Here is a 17,713-nt window from a genome sequence, read left to right as displayed (position 1 = left end):
TGACTGGCGAACTAGCCCGGTTCTATACCCAGTTCATCCCACATGGCATCCACCCGTGCTTTGACCGTCTCATCCATCATGATCGGTTCACCCCATTCGCGATCGGTTTCGCCGGGCCACTTGTTGGTTGCATCGAAGCCCACCTTGGAGCCGAGGCCGGCAACCGGGGAGGCGAAGTCGAGATAATCGATGGGCGTATTGTCCACGAAAACGCAGTCGCGCCGTGGGTCCATGCGCGTGGTCATGGCCCAGATCACATCCTTCCAGTCACGGGCGTTGACGTCTTCGTCGGTGACGATGACAAACTTGGTGTACATGAACTGGCGCAGGAATGACCAGACGCCCAACATGACGCGCTTGGCGTGCCCCGGGTACTCCTTGCGCATCGTCACTACTGCCATGCGGTAGGAGCAGCCCTCCGGAGGCAGGTAAAAGTCGACGATTTCCGGAAACTGTTTCTGCAGCAACGGTACGAAGACCTCGTTCAGGGCCACACCCAGCACCGCCGGCTCATCTGGTGGCCGCCCGGTGTAGGTGCTGTGATAAATGGGGTTTTCGCGATGGGTGATGGCCTCCACGGTGAACACCGGGAAGCGCTCTACCTCGTTGTAGTAACCGGTATGGTCGCCGAAGGGGCCTTCATCCGCCATCTCTCCCGGCTCCAGGTAACCTTCCAGAATATACTCGGCCGATGCCGGTACCTGCAGGCCGTGTTCGCGACACAGGGGTGTAAAACACTCGGCTATCTCGGTCTTGCCCCCGCGCAGCAGCCCGGCGAAGGCGTACTCGGAAATCCCATCCGGTACTGGCGTTACCGCGCCCAGCGTTGTCGCCGGGTCAGCACCCAGCGCGATCGCCACCGGGTAGCGCTCACCGGGGTGTTTGATCTGCCAGTCGCGGTAGTCCAGCGCGCCTCCGCGATGTGACAGCCAGCGCATGATCAGCTTGTTGCGGCCAATCAGTTGCATTCGATAGATGCCGAGGTTCTGGCGTTCTTTTTCCGGTCCTCGCGTGATCACCAGGGGCCAGGTCACCAGCGGGCCGGCGTCACCCGGCCAGCAGGTTTGCACAGGCAACTGGTACAGGTCGACGTCTGCTCCCTGCACGGCGTGATACTGGCACGGCGGGTTTCGCACCATTTTCGGGCCCATATTCAGCACTTTTTTCAGCACCGGCGCCTTGTCCACGAGGTCGCGCATGCCCTTGGGAGGATCCGGTTGCCGCAAGTAGGCCAGCAGTTCGCCAATTTCACGCAACGCGCTGACTTCTTCCGCGCCCATGCCCAGTGCCACGCGTTGCTCGGTGCCAAACAGGTTGGCGAGCACGGGCGTGGTGAAGCCTTTGGGATTTTCAAACAGCAGGGCGGGTCCGCCGGCGCGCAGGGTGCGGTCGGCGATTTCGGTCATTTCCAGGTTGGGGTCGACTTCGGTGTTGATGCGAACCAGGTCACCGCGCCTTTCCAGTTCGGCGATGAACTCGCGGAGGTCTTTGTATTTCACGTTTTGATCTTTTACTGAATGCAGTGCCAATCGACACTACACTTTCGCATTGTAGTGCGCAATCTTTCGTTCCACGGCCGCCACCGGCGACTCGAAAGTTGCTCCCGGGGACCGCCAAAAAGCGCCATCCCTGGCAGGCTTGGGCTGCGGCGTTTCGGATTTGTGCTCGCCGCAGCCGCGCGGCTGTACAGGTGCGTCGTGGACCGCAAAAGCGCCATCCTTGGCAACTCGGGCTCGCACATCCATGTGCTCGCACGCCCACGACGCACCTGTACAGCCTCACGACTGCTCACTACAGTTACAAGTAGCGGGAGTGGCGAGCATGGCTGAAGTACGACCACACTGCAGTCCCAGGCAGGCTTAATCTACCTGCAGGGGACGTCTGAGCACAGGGATGTGCGAAGTCGAGCTGCCATGGATGGCGCTTTACGCGGTCCCCGGCAGGTAGATTAAGCCTGCCTGGGGTGGGGAGTTGAAAAGGAGCATCCCGGTCAACCCGAACGGACGGATGTGCGCAGACGTGCTGCCATGGATGGCGCTTTACGCAGTCCCCGGCAGGGCAATACCGCCTGCCTGGGGCGGGGAGTGGAGAAAGAATATCCCGGTCAAAGCGAGCGCACGTATGTGTGAAGTCGAGCTGCCATGGATGGCGCTTTACGCAGTCCCCGGCAGGTAGATTAAGCCTGCCTGGGGCGGGGAGTTAAAAAGGAATACCCCTCTTTGCTTTCAAAGATGGAAGCGCTACTTCCGCTTCATCGACAGGAAGAACTCGTCGTTGGTCTTGGTGTCCTTGAGCTTGTCGATCAGGAACTCGATTGCGGCCAGGTCTTCCATGCCGTGCAGCAGCTTGCGCAGGATCCACATGCGCTGCAGTTCCTCGTCGCCAGTGAGCAATTCCTCGCGGCGCGTGCCGGAGGAGCGGATGTTGATAGCCGGGTAGACACGTTTCTCCGCCACCTTGCGATCCAGGTGCAGTTCCATGTTACCGGTGCCCTTGAACTCCTCGTAGATCACCTCGTCCATCTTCGAGCCGGTGTTAATCAGCGCGGTAGCGATGATGGAAAGGCTGCCGCCTTCCTCGATATTCCGCGCAGCGCCAAAGAAACGCTTGGGGCGTTCCAGGGCATGCGCGTCCACGCCGCCGGTCAGTACCTTGCCGGAGGAGGGGATCACCGTGTTGTAGGCCCGCGCGAGACGGGTGATGGAGTCGAGCAGGATTACCACGTCTTTCTTGTGTTCTACCAGGCGCTTGGCCTTTTCGATCACCATATCGGCGACCTGTACGTGACGTGAGGGGGGTTCGTCGAATGTGGAAGCAACAACTTCGGCACCGCGCGCGCCCACTGAACGCTGCATCTCGGTGACTTCCTCCGGGCGTTCATCGATCAGCAGTACGATGATGTAGCACTCGGGGTTGTTGCTGATGATGGCCTGGGCCATGTTCTGCATCATGATGGTCTTGCCCGCCTTGGGCGGAGCCACCAGCAGTCCACGCTGGCCCTTACCGATAGGCGCTACCAGGTCGATGATGCGGCCGGTGAGGTCCTCGGAACTGCCGTTGCCTTTCTCCAGCGTCAGGCGCTGATCGGGGAACAGCGGTGTGAGGTTTTCAAACAGGATCTTGTGCTTGGCACTCTCCGGTTTGCTGAAGTTGATCTCGCCGACCTTGAGCAGGGCGAAATAGCGCTCGCTGTCCTTGGGAGGGCGAATCTTGCCGGAGATCGTGTCCCCCGTGCGCAAATTGAAGCGACGTATCTGGCTGGGCGAAACGTAGATATCGTCCGGGCCCGCCAGGTAGGAACTGTCAGCGCTGCGCAGGAAGCCGAAGCCATCCTGGAGAATTTCCAGTACGCCATCGCCGTAGATGTCTTCGCCGCTTTTCGCGTGGCGCTTGAGTATCGCGAAAATGATGTCCTGCTTGCGGGAGCGGGCCATGTTGTCCAGGCCCATTTCCTTGGCAATGTCGATAAGTTCCTGGGTGGATTTGGTTTTCAGGTCGGTAAGATTCATAGATTACAGGTGCAGTGAAGGCTCGAAAGGGGAGGATTTATACGATTCAACGCGCCGGCGTCATGCGGCAGAGTGAAGCTAAATAATTGAATGGCAGAGTTATTATCGCTGCACGGGACTGTGCAACGACGAGAAATGTAGCACGCGGAATCGGGGTCGTCTATAGGTTTTTTCGAGTTTGTGGCCAGGGCTGTCAGGCGGGCCCGGTGTGGCCGCCCTACCCCGAACGCATGAAATAACTAAACGGTGCCGGCGCCGCTCCCGCAGGTGTTGCTTGCTGCGGAAGCGGGTGCCGTCGGCACTGCCGGTGAGCGAAACCTTACCAGGCGCTCAGTGACGGGCCGAGAATGTGCCGTGACTTGCCGATCACATGTGAGCTCTGGCCCACGATCAACGGGTCGGTCCTCACCACGTCATGGTTTTTACCCGGATAATCCAGGCTGTTGAGGAAATGTTGCATACAGGCCAGGCGCGCGCGCTTCTTGTCTGCGGACTTGACGATGGCCCAGGGCGCATCAGCGGTGTCAGTGTAGAAGAACATCGCCTCCTTGGCTTCGGTATAGTCATCCCACTTATCAATGGAGGCCTGGTCGATAGGGGACAGCTTCCATTGTTTCAGCGGATCGTTGCGGCGCTTGTCGAATCGCGCGTGCTGCTCTTCGCGGGTCACCGAGAACCAGTACTTGAACAGGCGGATACCGCTGCGCACCATCATGCGCTCCAGCTCCGGGGTCTGGCGCATGAACTCCAGGTAATCCTCGGGGGTGCAGAATTCCATCACCCGCTCGACGCCGGCGCGGTTGTACCAGCTGCGGTCGAACATGACGATCTCTCCCCGGGTGGGCAGGTGCTTCACATAGCGCTGGAAGTACCATTGGCCCTGCTCCTGCTCGGAGGGTTTCTCCAGTGCCACCACCCGCGCACCACGAGGGTTGAGGTGTTCCATGAAACGCTTGATGGTGCCGCCCTTGCCTGCCGCGTCGCGGCCCTCAAAGAGAACGACGATTTTCTGGCCGGTTTCTTTCACCCAGCGCTGCACTTTGAGCAGTTCGACCTGCAATGCGCGTTTTGTGCTTTCGTACTCTTTCGCGCTGATCTTGGAGTCATAGGGAAACACACCGCTGGTGAACAGGTCGCGAATGGCTTCTGGTGAATCCAGCGTGCCAACCAGTTCTTCCTTCAGCTGAGGTGGGTTGTAAGGGCCGTGCTCGGTTGCGGCCACAGCCTGATCATTGGCGCTATCGACGGGGTGAGCTTGTTGGGATTGTTCGGCCACTTCTGTATCTCCGTTGCAAAAACTCTAATGAAGCCACGGAGGAGGTGGCCGAAGCAATGATGCGAATCAATACCGCTTCAATTAAACAACTTCCTGAATGAATTCAGTCAGTTGCGACTTTGACAGGGCGCCCACCTTGGTTGCTTCCGCGTTGCCGCCCTTGAATACGATCAATGTGGGGATGCCGCGAATGCCGAACTTCGGCGGGATCTCGGGGTTGGCGTCGACATCTACCTTGGCAATCTTCAATCGGCCTTCGTATTCATCGGCGATTTCGTCCAGTACCGGGGCGATCATCTTGCAGGGCCCGCACCACTCTGCCCAGAAATCCACCAGTACGGGGACGTCTGAGTTGAGTACTTCGGCGTCAAAAGTGGCGTCGCTGACGTGTACTATCTTGTCTGACATGCTGTTCTCCAGTTGCTCTGCGGTAATCAATACCGCCTGTTTTCAAAGGTGGCCATAATACCACCGGCCGGTCGTGGCACAAGTTGCCGCGCCAGAGTTTTTCGCTCTGAGCTTAGAGCTCTGTGATATAACTCGACTTGCGCGCCATTCCTGCCGTTGCGCTGAACAAATTGATGGGGTCAACTTGAATAAAAAACAACTGCTGGTTCTGCTGATAATTGGCCTCGCCCTGTTTGCCTGGTTTGCTTTCGACCTGGGGCAGTATCTGCAGCTGGGCACGGCCCAGGCCCGCATCGGGGAGTTGCAGGCCTGGTATGCCCGCAATCCGCTGCTCGCCGGGGCGATCTATTTTGTCGTGTATGTCGCCGTGACCGGGTTGTCGGTTCCCGGAGCGGCAGTGATGACGCTCGCTGGCGGAGCGCTTTTCGGTTTCTGGTACGCGCTGCTACTGGTGTCCTTTGGCAGCAGTATTGGAGCGACCATCGCCTTCCTGGTGTCGCGTACGCTGCTGCGCGACTGGGTGCAGGGGCGCTTTGGTAAGCCGCTGAAGGCGATAAACGAAGGGTTTGCCAGGGATGGGGCGTTTTATCTGTTCACCCTGCGCCTGGTGCCCATATTCCCGTTTTTCCTTATCAACCTGCTGATGGGGCTGTTGCCGATCTCCACCTGGCGCTATTACTGGGTGTCGCAACTGGGCATGCTGCCGGCCACGGCGGTCTATGTGAACGCGGGCACGCAGCTGGGCCAGCTGGAATCCCTGTCCGGGATCATCTCGCCGGGTTTGCTCGGCTCTTTTGTGCTGCTGGGGTTGTTCCCGCTGTTGGCGAAGTGGGTCGTCGGCTGGTTGTCAGCGCGTCGCCGCCTTGCCGCCTGGGATAAACCGGAAAGTTTCGATACCAACATGGTAGTCATCGGAGCCGGTTCGGCGGGCCTGGTGACTGCGCTGATCGCGGCGACGGTCAGGGCCAAGGTGACGCTTGTCGAACGCCACAAGATGGGCGGTGACTGCCTGAATACCGGCTGCGTTCCTTCCAAGGCCCTGATCCGGTCCGGCCGCATTGCCCGCTATGCGCAGCGGGCAGAAGAGTTCGGTCTGGCACCGATGCAGGTAGAGGTTCGTTTCCCGGACGTCATGCAGCGCGTGCAGTCGGTGATAAAGAAAATCGAGCCACATGATTCGGTAGAACGCTTCACCTCGCTGGGGGTGGACTGCCTGCAGGGCGAGGCGCGGATTGTCTCCCCCTGGGAGGTTGAGGTGGACGGGCGCCGCATCCGTACCCGGCATATCGTTGTCGCCAGCGGGGCGCGGCCGCGGGTGCCCGACGTGCCCGGCCTCGAAGACATCGATTACCTCACTTCGGATACGGTCTGGGAGATTCGTGAGCGGCCGGCGAGCATGCTGGTGCTGGGCGCCGGGCCGATAGGCTGTGAGCTGGCCCAGGCCTTTGCCGCCCTGGGGGTCGCCGTGACCCTGGTCACGCACGCGAGCCGGGTGATGCCGCGCGAGGACGAGGATGTATCAGAGCGTGTGCAGCAGGCCTTTGCCAGCCAGGGTATAGAAGTGCTGACGTCGGCGGAACCGCGGCGCTTCACCCCGGGCCCCGAGCCCAGCTGTGAGCTCAGCCGGGATGGTGAGCGCATAGATGTGTCCTTCGAACGGGTACTGCTCGCTGTTGGCCGCACCGCCAATGTGGAGGGCCTGGGCCTGGAGGAGCTCGGTATCGAACTTGATGCTGCGGGCCGCATTGAGGTGGACGATTACCTGCGTACCGCCGTGCCGACCATATTCGCCGCGGGCGATGTGGCCGGACCCTACCAGTTTACCCACATGGCCAGTCACCAGGCCTGGTATGCAGCGGTCAATGCGCTGTTTGGTCGCTTCCGCCGTTTTGCCGTGGATTATTCCGTCGTGCCCTGGGCCACCTTTACCGACCCGGAGGTGGGCAGGGTGGGGCTCAATGAGCAGGAGGCCCTGGAGCAGGGCGTCGAGTTTGAGGTGACGCGCTACGACATCAGTGACCTCGACCGGGCGATAGCCGATGGCGAGGCCGAGGGGTTTGTGAAGGTGCTGACCCGCCCGGGCAGCGACCGCATCCTCGGGGCGACGATCGTCGGCTACCATGCCGGTGACCTGGTCAGCGAGTTTGTGCTGGCCATGAAACACGGCATTGGCCTCAACAAGATACTGGGGACTATCCATATTTACCCCACACTGGGAGAGAGCAACAAGTTTCTCGCCGGTGAGTGGCGCAAGGCGCGCAAACCCGAGCGCCTGCTGGACTGGGTTGAGCGCTACCACCGGTTCAATCGGCGCGGGTAAATGCTAAAGTAGCGGCTCGAATTTGCACTGGAAAACCTATTCAGGAGGCAGCAGATGGCGAAGGTGGCAGTAGTCCTTTCAGGGTGTGGCGTATACGACGGGGCAGAAATCAACGAGGCGGTACTGACCTTGCTCAGTCTCGAGCAGCAGGGCGCCAGCTACCAGTGTTTTGCCCCGGACCGGGAGCAGATGCATGTCATCAACCACCTTACCGGTGAGCCGGTGGCCGGCGAGAGCCGCAATGTGTTGGTGGAAGCGGCGCGCATCGCCAGGGGCAATATCAAGCCGTTGACCGATGCCAGGGTAGCGGATTTCGACGCGCTGGTGGTTCCAGGCGGTTTCGGTGCCGCCAAAAACCTGTGTGACTTTGCCGTGGCCGGTGCGCAGATGACGGTGCAGGCGGATTTTCTGGCGCTGGCACGCGACTTCCACCAGGCTGGTAAGCCTATCGGCCTGATTTGCATTGCCCCGGTGATGTCGGCTGCTATCTGTGGAGAGGGTTCACGCTGCACCATCGGCAACGAGGCGGAAGTGGCCGCGGCAATCGAGGCGATGGGCGGCGAGCATCTCGAGTGCCCCGTCAGCGAGGCGCGGGTGGATACGGAGAAAAAACTGGTCACCACACCGGCCTACATGCTCGCTGGCAGCGTCTCCGAAGCCTACGCGGGTATCAGCGACTGTGTGAAAGAGGTGCTGGCCCTCAGCTGATGGCAGCTCCAGGCTGGTATGTGTATGTACTCCAGTGCGCCGACGGATCGCTGTATACCGGGGTGGCGCGTGACCTCCACAAGCGCCTGCGGCAGCACAACGGCGATCTGGCCGGCGGCCCCAAATACACCAGTGGCCGGCGCCCGGTCAGCCTGCTCTGGTCGGAGTCTGCTGCCGATCGCAGCAGTGCGCAGCAGCGGGAAGCAGCCATCAAGCGGCTTCCGCGATGTGAGAAACTGGCGCTTGTTGCCCGTTAGGGCCGGCGCACTTTTCGGAACTGTTCAGTGAAACGATTCAAGACACTCTACCTGCATATCGGCCTGGGCAAGACCGGTACCACCTCCGTGCAACGGGACATTCTCGCCAACGCCGGGCTGCTGGAGTCGCGCTACGATATCCACTACCCGACCCGTTTCCCCCATGAACGCCACTTCCAGGGTAACCATTCGATCCTGCTGCGCGCGCTGTTTTCGGGTCATCCCGATGTGCGCCAGCGCCTGGCGGCCCGGGGCATGGAATCCGATGAGCAGTTGGCCGCCTACAACAAGCGCACGCGCGCCTGTCTCGAGCAGGGTTTCAGGAAATCGAAGGCGACAAACCTGCTGTTGTCTGCGGAAAGTGTGGCCCATTTCTACCGCCCGGACATGCTGGAACTGGCCGAATGGTTGCGGGGCTATGCGGAAGAGGTCAGGGTAGTTGCCTGCGTGCGCCACCCCGTGCACGCGCTGTCCAGTGAGATCCAGCAGCGCCTGAATATAGGCGGCGTGCTCGAGGACCTGTACCAGAATCCGCCTTTTTACCGCTTCAAATCGCTGTTCCAGCGTGTCGAGAACGCCTTCGGCAAGGGCTCTCTGGTGGTGTATGACTTCGCCGCTGCGGTGGCCCACCCGCGCGGCCTGACCGGCGCCATGTTTGAAAACATGGGTGTGGATGTGGGTGACTCGTTCCGGCCGCGCCCGCCGTCCAATACCAGCATGAGCCATGAAGCGGCGCTGCTTATCAGTGCGCTGAACCGCAGCCTCCCGGTGCTGGTGGATGGCAAGCGCAATCCCCTGCGCAGGGCGGACGAAATCCCGCGACTGTCGAAAATCCCGGGTCGCAAGTACACGGCGCCTGCGGAGGTTTACCAACAGGTGACAGAGAGCATGAAGCCCGATGTCGAATGGCTGCGCGAGCACTACCAGCTCGAGCTGGCGGCCGATTGCCCGACCCCGGATGCCGATTACTACAGTTTCAGCGAAGAGAGTATCGAGGCGCTGGCGCTGCAAATCGCGGAGTACTCACGCATGCGCTACGGGCTGATGTCTCCGCTCATCGCTTTCTATACCAGGGTGCGCGTGGTGGGTGGCAAGGTATACCGATCGCTGGGCGGCTCGCGTTAGCTGTCGACGCTTTCCAGTTGCTCCTGCAGTTCCAGCCAGTCCTCTTCCAGTGAACTGGCGCGCGTCTTCAGCGCTCCCTCTTCCTGTAGCAATTGCGCGAGTTCCGCCTGCCGCTCCGGTTGATACAGTCCGTTGTCGCCGAGTTGCTCCTGGATGGTAGCGAGCTGCTCTTCCACCCGGGCCATCTCGGCCTCGTTCTTATCCAGCTGTTTTTTCAGTGGCCGCAGCCTGGCGCGCGCCGCTGCCGCCTGTTGCCGTTTCTCCCGGCGTGAGCTCTCTGTCTCGCCGCCGCTCTGCTGCGCCGGCTTGTCCTCGCGAAAGCGCCCGAGAATCCACTGCTCGTAGTCGGCCAGGTCCTGGCGATAGGCGGTTACCCTGCCGTTGTCCACCAGCAGCAGTTCCTCAACCGTATTGCGCAGCATGTGCCGATCGTGGCTGACCAGGATCAGTGCCCCTTCGTAGGCTTGCAGTGCGATCTCCATGGCGTGGCGCATCTCCAGGTCCAGGTGGTTGGTAGGCTCATCCAGCACCAGCAGGTTAGGGCGCTGCCAGACCACCATGGCCAGGGCGAGACGGGCCTTTTCACCGCCGGAAAATGGCGCCACCGGGCTGCTGGCAGCGTCGCCGCGGAAGTTGAAACCACCGAGGAAATTGAGGATGTCCTGCTCCCGCGCGTCCGGGCTCAGGCGCTGGATATGCTGTGCCGGGCTGGCCTCCAGGTCCAGTGCTTCGAGTTGCTGTTGGTCGAAGTAACCGATATGGCAGTGCTCGCCCGGGCTGAGCTGTCCTGCCAGCAGCGGCAGTTGCCCAACCAGGGATTTCAGCAGCGTGGACTTGCCCGCGCCGTTGCGGCCGAGCAGACCATAGCGGCTGCCGGGGCGCAGCTGCAGGTCGATACCCCGCAGTACCGGCGTGTCGCCATAGCCCAATGTGGCCTCGTCAAGGCGCAGCAAAGGGTCGCTGGTTTTGTCTGCAGGGGGGAAACTGAAGTCAAACGGCGAGTCGATATGGGCCGGTGCTATCGCCTGCATGCGCTCCAGTTCCTTGAGCCGGCTCTGTGCCTGCTTGGCCTTGGTTGCCTTGTAGCGGAAGCGGCGAACGAAGTCATCTATCTCGGCAATACGCCGTTGTTGCTTCTCATAGTTGGCCTGCTGGTTGGCCAGCCGCTCGGCGCGCTGGGCTTCAAACTGCGAGTAATTGCCCTTGTAGCTGGCCAGCTGTTGTTGCTCGATGTGCAGGATGCGCTCACAGGTGGCGTCGATGAAGTCCCTGTCATGGGAGATCATCAGCAGTGTCCCGGTGTACTGCTGCAGCCACTGCTGCAGCCAGAGTGTGGCGTCCAGGTCCAGGTGATTGGTGGGCTCATCGAGCAGCAGCATGTCGGAGGGCGTCATCAGCGCCCGGGCCAGGTTCAGGCGAATACGCCAGCCACCGGAGAAATCGCTGACTGGGCGTTGCGCAGCATCCTCGGCAAAACCAAGCCCCTGCAGCAGCAGTTCTGCGCGCCGTGGTGCGCTGTAGCCGTCGATAGCTTCCAGTTCCGAGTGCAGCGGTGCCGCTGCCGCGTAGTCACCGGCGGACTCCAGCTCACTGAGCCGATCCATGAGCTGCGCCAGCCCGGCGTCCCCGCGCCATACATATTCACCGGCGGGGAGGCCCGTGGCGTGCACTTCCTGTGCCATATGTGACAGGCGCAGGTTATTGGTGCCTTTTATATCGCCGCTGTCCGGCTCCAGTTGCCCCAGCAACATGGCGAACAGGCTGGACTTGCCGCTGCCGTTGGCACCGATCAAGGCCAGGTTCTGCCCCGGCTGTATGGTTACTTCTGCCCCTCGTAACAGCATTTTGCTGCCACGACGCAGTTCAATATCGCGCAAGATAATCATCAGGCGGCGAATTTTACGCCGCGCGCGCTGTCATAACCAGCGCCACTCGGCATGGGGGTGGCAACCGGCGGGGGCGGGTAGTACACTGGCCGTCCGCTTGCGCGCTCTGCTTTCCCACGCTACCCACTCAGCTTTTGCCCGGGCAGGTATGTCAGGGACTGTTGTCATCGGTTGGCGGGGGCGGCAGGTTTAACCCTATGCTCACCACAGTTTTCAATGATGGAATAACTTTATGAAGAAGTACGCATTGCCGCTTGCGCTGGTTGGAATGGTCAGCCTGCAAGCATGTAACCAACAGACGGCCGGCACCGACAGTGCGCCGGCACCCGCCGCTGCTACTGCTGAAGTCAGCCTGGAATCGTCCGACGCGCGACTCAGCTACGGTATCGCATTCGGCCTCGGCCAGCGCATGGCCCAGGACGGCATGCCCATGGATATCGATGCCTTTGTGGCCGGCTACCGTGATGGCGCTGAGGGCAAGGAAGGTCGCATGACCCAGGATGAGATTGCCGCTGAAATGCAGTCTTACCAGGAAAAAATGATGGCTGAGCAGCAGGAAACGCAGGCAGCCCTGGCTGAAGCCAATGCCGCCGCAGCAGCAGCTTACCTGGAAGAGAACAAGGCCCGTGAAGGCGTTGTGGTCACGGAAAGCGGCCTCCAGTACGAGGTGATCGAGGCCGGTGATGGCCCCAAACCGAGCGCTGAAGACACAGTGGAAGTGCACTATCGTGGCACGCTGGTTGACGGCACCGAGTTCGATTCGTCCTACAGCCGCGGCCAGACTGTGACCTTCGGTGTCGGCCAGGTGATCCCGGGTTGGACCGAGGCACTGCAACTGATGCCCGTAGGTTCCAAGTGGAAGCTGTCAATTCCCCCGGAGCTTGGCTACGGTGCCGGTGGCGCCGGCCAGATGATCGGCCCCAATGCGGCGCTGGTTTTCGACGTGGAACTGATCTCCATCCCCAGCCAGGCTGAAGCAGCCGAAGGCGAAGGCGCAGCCGAGTAAAACGGTACGGATCCGGCGTCAGCCCAGCTGGCGCCGGTGACTGTTGTGCAGGCCGGCAATAAGCTGGTCCTCGAGCTGGAAGCGTGATTCCAGCACCTCCCCAAGCGCGGAAAGATCGCGTTTCAGCTTGCTGTTATCGACGGCCTCGTCGGTATATTTCTCTTCGTAGGCGAGGATCACCTCGGTGGTGTCGCCGATGGCGGGCATGACTTTTGCGGCCAGTGCGCTGCTACCGTCATCGAAGCTCTCCGCTTCCTCCAACAACTCGTGATAAACCTCGAAGTGCCCCGCCGAGATGTAGTCCACCAGCACCTGGCACAGGGCGCGCTGGCGTTCGCGATAGGCCGCAGCATTGCCCACGCCACCCTCGGTGGCCACCACGATTTCGGTAAACAGGCCGAGTAGTTGCCGACGCTCCTTCAGCCAGCCGGTGAGCAGGCGCTCAACGGCATCAAACTGCTGTTCCGGGTTCCTGTGTGGCATATCAGCTTTCCTTCGGGTAGGTGCGCAGAGTCTGCCATACACAGATCAGGCACGTCACCAGAAACAGGATCAGCGTTTGCTCGGGGATGCTCAGGCCCATAAATGTCCACATGGTTTCGGCGCAATTGCCATCCCCCATCAGCACCAGCGACAGGGTCTCGGTAAACGGCAGGGTGTCGAGCATGTACTCCAGGCTGGGTCCGCAAGCGGGCACATCCTCAGGAGGCAGGTGCTGCAGCCAGACATGACGCCCCGCTACGGCAGCGCCAAGCGCTGCGCTGAGCAGGCACAGCGCCCCGTAGACACGGTTGCCCCAGCCACGCGGGTTGTGCACCACTGCGAGCAGCGCGATCACACCCCAGGCCACTACGAACACCCGCTGCGTCATGCACAGTGGGCAGGCTGCCAGGTTCAGGAAGCGCTCGAGGTAGAGCATGGCAAAAGCCATCGACACCACGGCCAGCAGGACCAGGCCTGCAAACACCCAGCGCGGGGAGAGAGACTGCAACATGAATGATATTCCTCTGTATCGAGCGGCTAAGTTAGGGGCTTTTCCATGGCGATGCAACACAGCGCGCTATGTTCGATGGCGCACCCGTGAATAAGTTCAGCCGGCGCCCCGGGGCGGAGTCGTAGGCTGGGCAAATCATGCGTGGGGGCCAGCCCACCAGCAGGCGCGCTCTCACCCGGCCCTGAGGCCGTGTTTCTTTTCTGCGCTGAATTCAAGCAACTGTGGATAGAATGCCAGGAAGGCCTCTTCCATCATCGGCCTGGCCGCTTCCAGCGTGGTCCCGATGGCTGCAAAGGGGTTGCCGCGGGTAAAGCGTTCGCCCACCCTGGCTGCACTCTGTGGCACGGTTTCCCAGTCAGTGTACCGCCCCAGCAGGTCGTAGTGCACCAGCCGCTGGCGCATGTGCTCCGCGCGTTCGCTGAGATGATGCCGGTGGTTCTCCAGGTGGTCGTGCACCGCGGGGATAAAATCGCTCAGCGGTACGCTGCTGAAGCAGCTCCAGTGGCGGCTGAGGTAGTGGTCGAAGCTGAGGTCCACGAGGATGCTGGTGTACCGGCGCAACCGCTCCGGGAAGGCGCGGCGCAGATCCAGCAGCAGTGGATGACTGTCGGTGTAGGCATCGATGGCGCGATGCAGGGCAACACCGCGCTCGATATCGCGCGGCAGCCTGCCCCGCAACGGCCCTTTCAGGAAATCGCCCTCCAGGGCACCGACCACCAGCGTATCTTCGGGCCAGGCCAGGTGAAAGTGGGCCAGGAAGTTCATGGCTGCGGCAGGGTGGCGTACTGCTGGTAGTAGTTTGCCAGGTAGTCCTCGAAGGCCAGTGTGTCCCCGGCTTCTATCGCCTGTTGCGCCTGCAGCGATTCAGTTGCCTGTGCCGCGAAATCCGCGATCTGCTCTGGCGATAGCTGGCGCTGGCGAAAATGCTCGGCCCAGCGCTGGCTGTAGGCCAGGGCCAGGCGGAAAAACGGTTGGCTGTTCTCCCGCATTTCTCGCAGGACACGCGCGGAGGGTGTCAGCTCCGGATCAGCCACTTTCGCTCTTTGCTCGCGCAGCGATTCGCCGTACTGGCTGCCGGTGTGGGCTGCATCCAGGGTGGCGGCGATATCTTCCATGGCGTTGAGCAGGTCCTGGCTCCAGTCCTGCAGCGGCCGTTCGCCGCTCCAGGTGCGCAGGCGCAGGCCGGGTTCACGGCCACGGTTGACCACGGCGGCGAGGTTCGCTGCCATGCCTTCCTGCTCTTCTTCATCGCAGGGTGGGCTGTCCTGCAGCAGGCAGTAAAGCAGGAAGGTGTCGAGAAAACGGATCTCCTGTGCATCCAGGCCCAGTGGCGAGAACGGGCTCACGTCCACGCAGCGCACCTCGATGTACTCTATGCCCCGTTCCGTCAACGCATGCAGTGGCGTTTCCCCGGAGTGGGTTACCCGCTTCGGTCTTATGGGGCTGTAAAACTCATTCTCGATTTGCAGCAGACTGTCGTTCAATTGCTGGTAGTCACCACCGGCGCCGCTGCTGAAGCCGGCGTAGGCGGGGTGTGGCTGCATAATGGCGCTGCGCAGCGTTTCCACGTAATTGGGCAGGGAGTTGTAGCAGATGCGCAGACCCTTCTGGGCATCACTGTTATAACCCAGGTCTCCCATGCGCAGGGCGGTGCCATAGGGCAGGTGGAAGCTGTGGCCGTCACCGAAGGGTTGCAGGCCATGGTTATCCCGGTTGCGCAGGAAACTGCCGCAAACTGCCGGGGACGCGCCAAAGAGGTAGATCAGCAACCACGAATAACGGCGGAAATTTCGAATCAGGCCCAGGTAGCGCTCGCTGATGAAATCCTGCAGGGTGCCGGGTTGGCCAGCTGCCTGCCAGCTGTCTTCCCAGTAGCTGACGGGCATGGAGAAATTGTAGTGGATGCCGGCGATGGTCTGCATGACCCGCCCGTAGCGGTGCCCCAGGCCATAGCGGTAGACGGTTTTCATGCGCGCGACATTGGAACTGCCGTACTGCGCCACCGGGATATCCTTGTCGTCCCCGAGTTGACAGGGCATCGAGGTGCTCCACAGGATTTCATCGCCGATCTGGCTGTAAACGTAACTGTGAATATCCGCAAGTTGTTCCAGGCTGTCATCGATGCTGGTGCTCACCGGGGTGATAAATTCCAGCAAGGCCTCAGAGTAGTCGGTGGTGATGCTGCCGTGGGTCAGCGCCGAGCCCAGGCTGGCGGGGTGCGGGGTTTGTGCAAGAAATCCGTCCGGGTTTACCCGCAGGCTCTCCTTCTCGATACCGCGGCCTATGGCGCGCAGCACATCCTGTTGTTCGGGTTGCCGCAGCAATGCCAGCTGCTGCTCAGGGAGGGAAGACAAGGAAGACTCCTTATGGTTATGCGCCATCGAAGGTCCGCTGGACCCGTTTCGGACTGGCTTATGCCGGAAAAGTCACGATTCTAGCCGCCCACGTTTACAGAGTACAGGATGTGCATTGTAAGCGTAGCCCAACAGGGCTATCTTCGGGGTATGGGGAGTGCAAGGCGTCAACAGTTGTGGTGGTCCGGAGTGTGTCTGGTGCTGGCGTGTATGCTGGCGATTCCGGCAGCGGCGCAGGAGTGCCAGGAAGTACCGCCCCAGCAACCATCCGACAGCTTTCGTTTCGAATCCTCTCCCGAGCACCGCAGCTTTGCCGAGTCCCTGCCCGATGGGCTGATCATATCCTCCATAACCATTACCCGTTATCGTGTGTTCGACCGCGAGGACCCGCGTGAGAACGCGGGGATCTACCGCTGGGCCAACGACTTCCACAGCCTGACCCGGGAATGGGTGATCCGCGAACAGCTACTGGTAAAAGAGGGGGATTATTATCTCGCTACCATGGTGCGCGAATCAGAACGCGTGCTGCGCGACCTCAAGTTTCTCTACGATGCGCGCGTGCGCCCCTGGCGGCGCTGTGGCGAATATGTTGACCTGGAGGTCATCACCCGGGACATCTGGACATTTACGCCCACCGTCAATTTCAAGCGCAGCGGGGGCACCAATGAATACTCGCTGGGCTTTCGCGACACCAACTTCCTCGGCACGGGCAAGCAGGTGGCCGTACGCTATGACAGCGACGAGGAGCGCTCGGGCACCACGCTGATTTACGATGATCCGGCGGTGGCCGGCAGTCGCTGGCGCACGCGCCTGTCGCTCACCGACAATGACGATGGCCACGACTATCGCTTCCGCCTCAATCGCCCGTTCTTCTCCGTTTATGAGCGTTGGTCGGCGGGCATGCGCCTGGAGGATTGGGAGCGGGAAGAGAACATCTGGTTCCGTGGCGACGAGGTGGAGGAATTTGATCACCAGCAGCAATCGGTGCGCTTTTTTGGTGGTGTAGCCACCGAGCGAGAGCTGGAAAAGCAGGTGGGCCGCTGGCTGCTGGGCTATCACTATGAAAACAACGAGTTCGCCTTCTCCGACTCCGAGATCCCACCGCCTGAGTTACCGGAGGATCGCGAGTACAGCTTCCCCTTTATTGGCTACCAGTCGATAGAGGACGAGTACATGGAGATTCACAACCTGAACTACCTTGGCCGCACCGAGGATCTCTATGTCGGCGAGCATTACCTGTGGAACCTCGGCTACTCGGCAGAGGCGCTCGGGGCGACGCGTGACCAGGTGCATTTTTCCGGGCGCTACGGCAATACCCTGCGCGTCACGGATCGGGACCTGTGGCTGGTCGACAGTGAAATCACCGGCTTCTGGTCGACTGACGATGCCGAGTTCGAAAACATGTGGTTGACGATAAACAGCCGCTACCACTGGCGCCAGGCGGCGAAGTGGGCGCTGTTTTCCGGGATTCGCCTGGATTATACCGATGGTCTCACTGGTGATAACCAGCTCACCCTGGGTGGCCAGAACGGCCTGCGCGGCTACGAGCGCAATTACCAGGTTGGTGATCGCTCCGCGGTGTTCAATATTGAACAGCGCTACTATTCTGACTGGCATCCGTTCCGACTGCTGCGGGTGGGCTACGCGGTGTTCTTCGATGTGGGGCGCGCCTGGTTCGAGGGCGAGGACAACGGCTCCAATGGCGGTGTGTTGTCCAATGCCGGTATTGGTATCCGGCTCAATTCCAGTCGTGCGGAAAAGGGCAGTGTGATTCACATCGACCTGGCATTCCCCTTCAACAAGGACGACGACGTGGACGATGTGCAGCTGCTGATGACCGTCAAGGACCGTTTCTAGCACGGCCCTCCCC

At 60.9% G+C, this 17,713-nt stretch carries 15 protein-coding genes; 6 read left to right on the top strand and 9 right to left on the bottom strand.

Translation table 11 applies throughout. From position 1 onward, the window contains the following. Positions 1-11: 11 nt before the first annotated feature. From ubiD to trxA, 4 genes are all read right to left on the bottom strand, one after another. The gene (gene ubiD / locus F0M18_RS16075; protein ID WP_149612489.1) at positions 12-1,499 is read right to left on the bottom strand and encodes a 4-hydroxy-3-polyprenylbenzoate decarboxylase; all 1,488 of its coding nucleotides are present in this window, start codon (positions 1,497-1,499) and stop codon (positions 12-14) included. Positions 1,500-2,240: 741 nt separating this feature from the next. Then, positions 2,241-3,509: a transcription termination factor Rho gene (gene rho / locus F0M18_RS16070; protein WP_149612488.1), complete on the bottom strand. Its 1,269-nt coding sequence runs from the start codon at positions 3,507-3,509 to the stop codon at positions 2,241-2,243. 319 nt (positions 3,510-3,828) lie between these two features. Beyond that, a complete protein-coding gene (gene ppk2, locus F0M18_RS16065) occupies positions 3,829-4,785 on the bottom strand; it encodes a polyphosphate kinase 2 (protein WP_149612487.1) in 957 nt (318 codons plus the stop codon). Positions 4,786-4,866: 81 nt separating this feature from the next. Next, positions 4,867-5,193 (bottom strand): thioredoxin TrxA, encoded by a 327-nt coding sequence (gene trxA / locus F0M18_RS16060; RefSeq protein WP_149612486.1) that lies wholly within the window; start codon positions 5,191-5,193, stop codon positions 4,867-4,869. Between the two features lie 184 nt (positions 5,194-5,377). Here trxA and F0M18_RS16055 point away from each other — a divergent pair, with 184 nt between their 5' ends. From F0M18_RS16055 to F0M18_RS16040, 4 genes are read left to right on the top strand one after another with little or no spacing between them, the layout of a single operon-like run. After that, positions 5,378-7,513, top strand: coding sequence for an FAD-dependent oxidoreductase (locus F0M18_RS16055; RefSeq protein ID WP_149612485.1), 2,136 nt, complete (start codon positions 5,378-5,380; stop codon positions 7,511-7,513). Between the two features lie 54 nt (positions 7,514-7,567). Further along, positions 7,568-8,221, top strand: coding sequence for an isoprenoid biosynthesis glyoxalase ElbB (elbB, locus tag F0M18_RS16050; RefSeq protein ID WP_149612484.1), 654 nt, complete (start codon positions 7,568-7,570; stop codon positions 8,219-8,221). Then, positions 8,221-8,478, top strand: a complete 258-nt coding sequence (locus F0M18_RS16045; RefSeq protein WP_149612483.1) for a GIY-YIG nuclease family protein — start codon at positions 8,221-8,223, stop codon at positions 8,476-8,478. The genes elbB and F0M18_RS16045 overlap by 1 nt, the downstream gene beginning before the upstream one ends. A 27-nt stretch (positions 8,479-8,505) precedes the next feature. Beyond that, entirely contained in the window at positions 8,506-9,603 is a 1,098-nt protein-coding gene (locus F0M18_RS16040) for a ParB N-terminal domain-containing protein (RefSeq protein WP_149612482.1), read from the top strand. Here F0M18_RS16040 and F0M18_RS16035 read toward each other — a convergent pair. After that, positions 9,600-11,489, bottom strand: coding sequence for an ABC-F family ATP-binding cassette domain-containing protein (locus F0M18_RS16035; RefSeq protein ID WP_149612481.1), 1,890 nt, complete (start codon positions 11,487-11,489; stop codon positions 9,600-9,602). The genes F0M18_RS16040 and F0M18_RS16035 overlap by 4 nt on opposite strands. Positions 11,490-11,721: 232 nt before the next feature. Between F0M18_RS16035 and F0M18_RS16030 the strand changes: the two genes are divergently transcribed. After that, complete coding sequence (locus F0M18_RS16030; protein WP_262500976.1) at positions 11,722-12,495, top strand: FKBP-type peptidyl-prolyl cis-trans isomerase; 774 nt, start codon at positions 11,722-11,724, stop codon at positions 12,493-12,495. An 18-nt stretch (positions 12,496-12,513) separates the two neighbouring features. Here the strand turns inward: F0M18_RS16030 and F0M18_RS16025 are convergent, their stop codons facing one another. The 4 genes from F0M18_RS16025 to gshA form a co-directional block, all read right to left on the bottom strand. Continuing rightward, positions 12,514-12,978, bottom strand: coding sequence for a sigma D regulator (locus F0M18_RS16025; protein ID WP_149612480.1), 465 nt, complete (start codon positions 12,976-12,978; stop codon positions 12,514-12,516). Position 12,979: 1 nt separating this feature from the next. After that, the gene (locus F0M18_RS16020; protein ID WP_149612479.1) at positions 12,980-13,489 is read right to left on the bottom strand and encodes a disulfide bond formation protein B; all 510 of its coding nucleotides are present in this window, start codon (positions 13,487-13,489) and stop codon (positions 12,980-12,982) included. A 171-nt stretch (positions 13,490-13,660) separates the two neighbouring features. Beyond that, a complete protein-coding gene (locus tag F0M18_RS16015) occupies positions 13,661-14,254 on the bottom strand; it encodes an acyl carrier protein phosphodiesterase (RefSeq protein ID WP_149612478.1) in 594 nt (197 codons plus the stop codon). Then, on the bottom strand, positions 14,251-15,870 hold the full coding sequence (gshA, locus tag F0M18_RS16010; protein WP_149612477.1) for a glutamate--cysteine ligase: 1,620 nt from the start codon (positions 15,868-15,870) through the stop codon (positions 14,251-14,253). The genes F0M18_RS16015 and gshA overlap by 4 nt, the downstream gene beginning before the upstream one ends. Before the next feature lie 171 nt (positions 15,871-16,041). Here gshA and F0M18_RS16005 point away from each other — a divergent pair, with 171 nt between their 5' ends. Continuing rightward, positions 16,042-17,700: a BamA/TamA family outer membrane protein gene (locus F0M18_RS16005; protein WP_188109762.1), complete on the top strand. Its 1,659-nt coding sequence runs from the start codon at positions 16,042-16,044 to the stop codon at positions 17,698-17,700. The last annotated feature ends 13 nt before the right edge of the window (positions 17,701-17,713 follow it).

It is taken from the genome of Pseudohalioglobus sediminis, from assembly GCF_008370495.1.
Taxonomy (GTDB): domain Bacteria; phylum Pseudomonadota; class Gammaproteobacteria; order Pseudomonadales; family Halieaceae; genus Halioglobus.
The sequence above is the reverse complement of the archived record's forward strand: the minus strand, read 5'-3'. Positions and strand labels throughout refer to the sequence as shown.

Excerpts from the sequence above, each read along its gene's own strand:
- rho (WP_149612488.1), bottom strand. The coding sequence starts at position 3,509 with ATGAATCTTACCGACCTGAAAACCAAATCCACCCAGGAACTTATCGAC.
- trxA (WP_149612486.1), bottom strand. The coding sequence starts at position 5,193 with ATGTCAGACAAGATAGTACACGTCAGCGACGCCACTTTTGACGCCGAA.
- elbB (WP_149612484.1), top strand. The coding sequence starts at position 7,568 with ATGGCGAAGGTGGCAGTAGTCCTTTCAGGGTGTGGCGTATACGACGGG.
- F0M18_RS16045 (WP_149612483.1), top strand. The coding sequence starts at position 8,221 with ATGGCAGCTCCAGGCTGGTATGTGTATGTACTCCAGTGCGCCGACGGA.
- F0M18_RS16035 (WP_149612481.1), bottom strand. The coding sequence starts at position 11,489 with ATGATTATCTTGCGCGATATTGAACTGCGTCGTGGCAGCAAAATGCTG.
- F0M18_RS16030 (WP_262500976.1), top strand. The coding sequence starts at position 11,722 with ATGAAGAAGTACGCATTGCCGCTTGCGCTGGTTGGAATGGTCAGCCTG.
- F0M18_RS16025 (WP_149612480.1), bottom strand. The coding sequence starts at position 12,978 with ATGCCACACAGGAACCCGGAACAGCAGTTTGATGCCGTTGAGCGCCTG.
- F0M18_RS16020 (WP_149612479.1), bottom strand. The coding sequence starts at position 13,489 with ATGTTGCAGTCTCTCTCCCCGCGCTGGGTGTTTGCAGGCCTGGTCCTG.
- F0M18_RS16015 (WP_149612478.1), bottom strand. The coding sequence starts at position 14,254 with ATGAACTTCCTGGCCCACTTTCACCTGGCCTGGCCCGAAGATACGCTG.
- gshA (WP_149612477.1), bottom strand. The coding sequence starts at position 15,870 with ATGGCGCATAACCATAAGGAGTCTTCCTTGTCTTCCCTCCCTGAGCAG.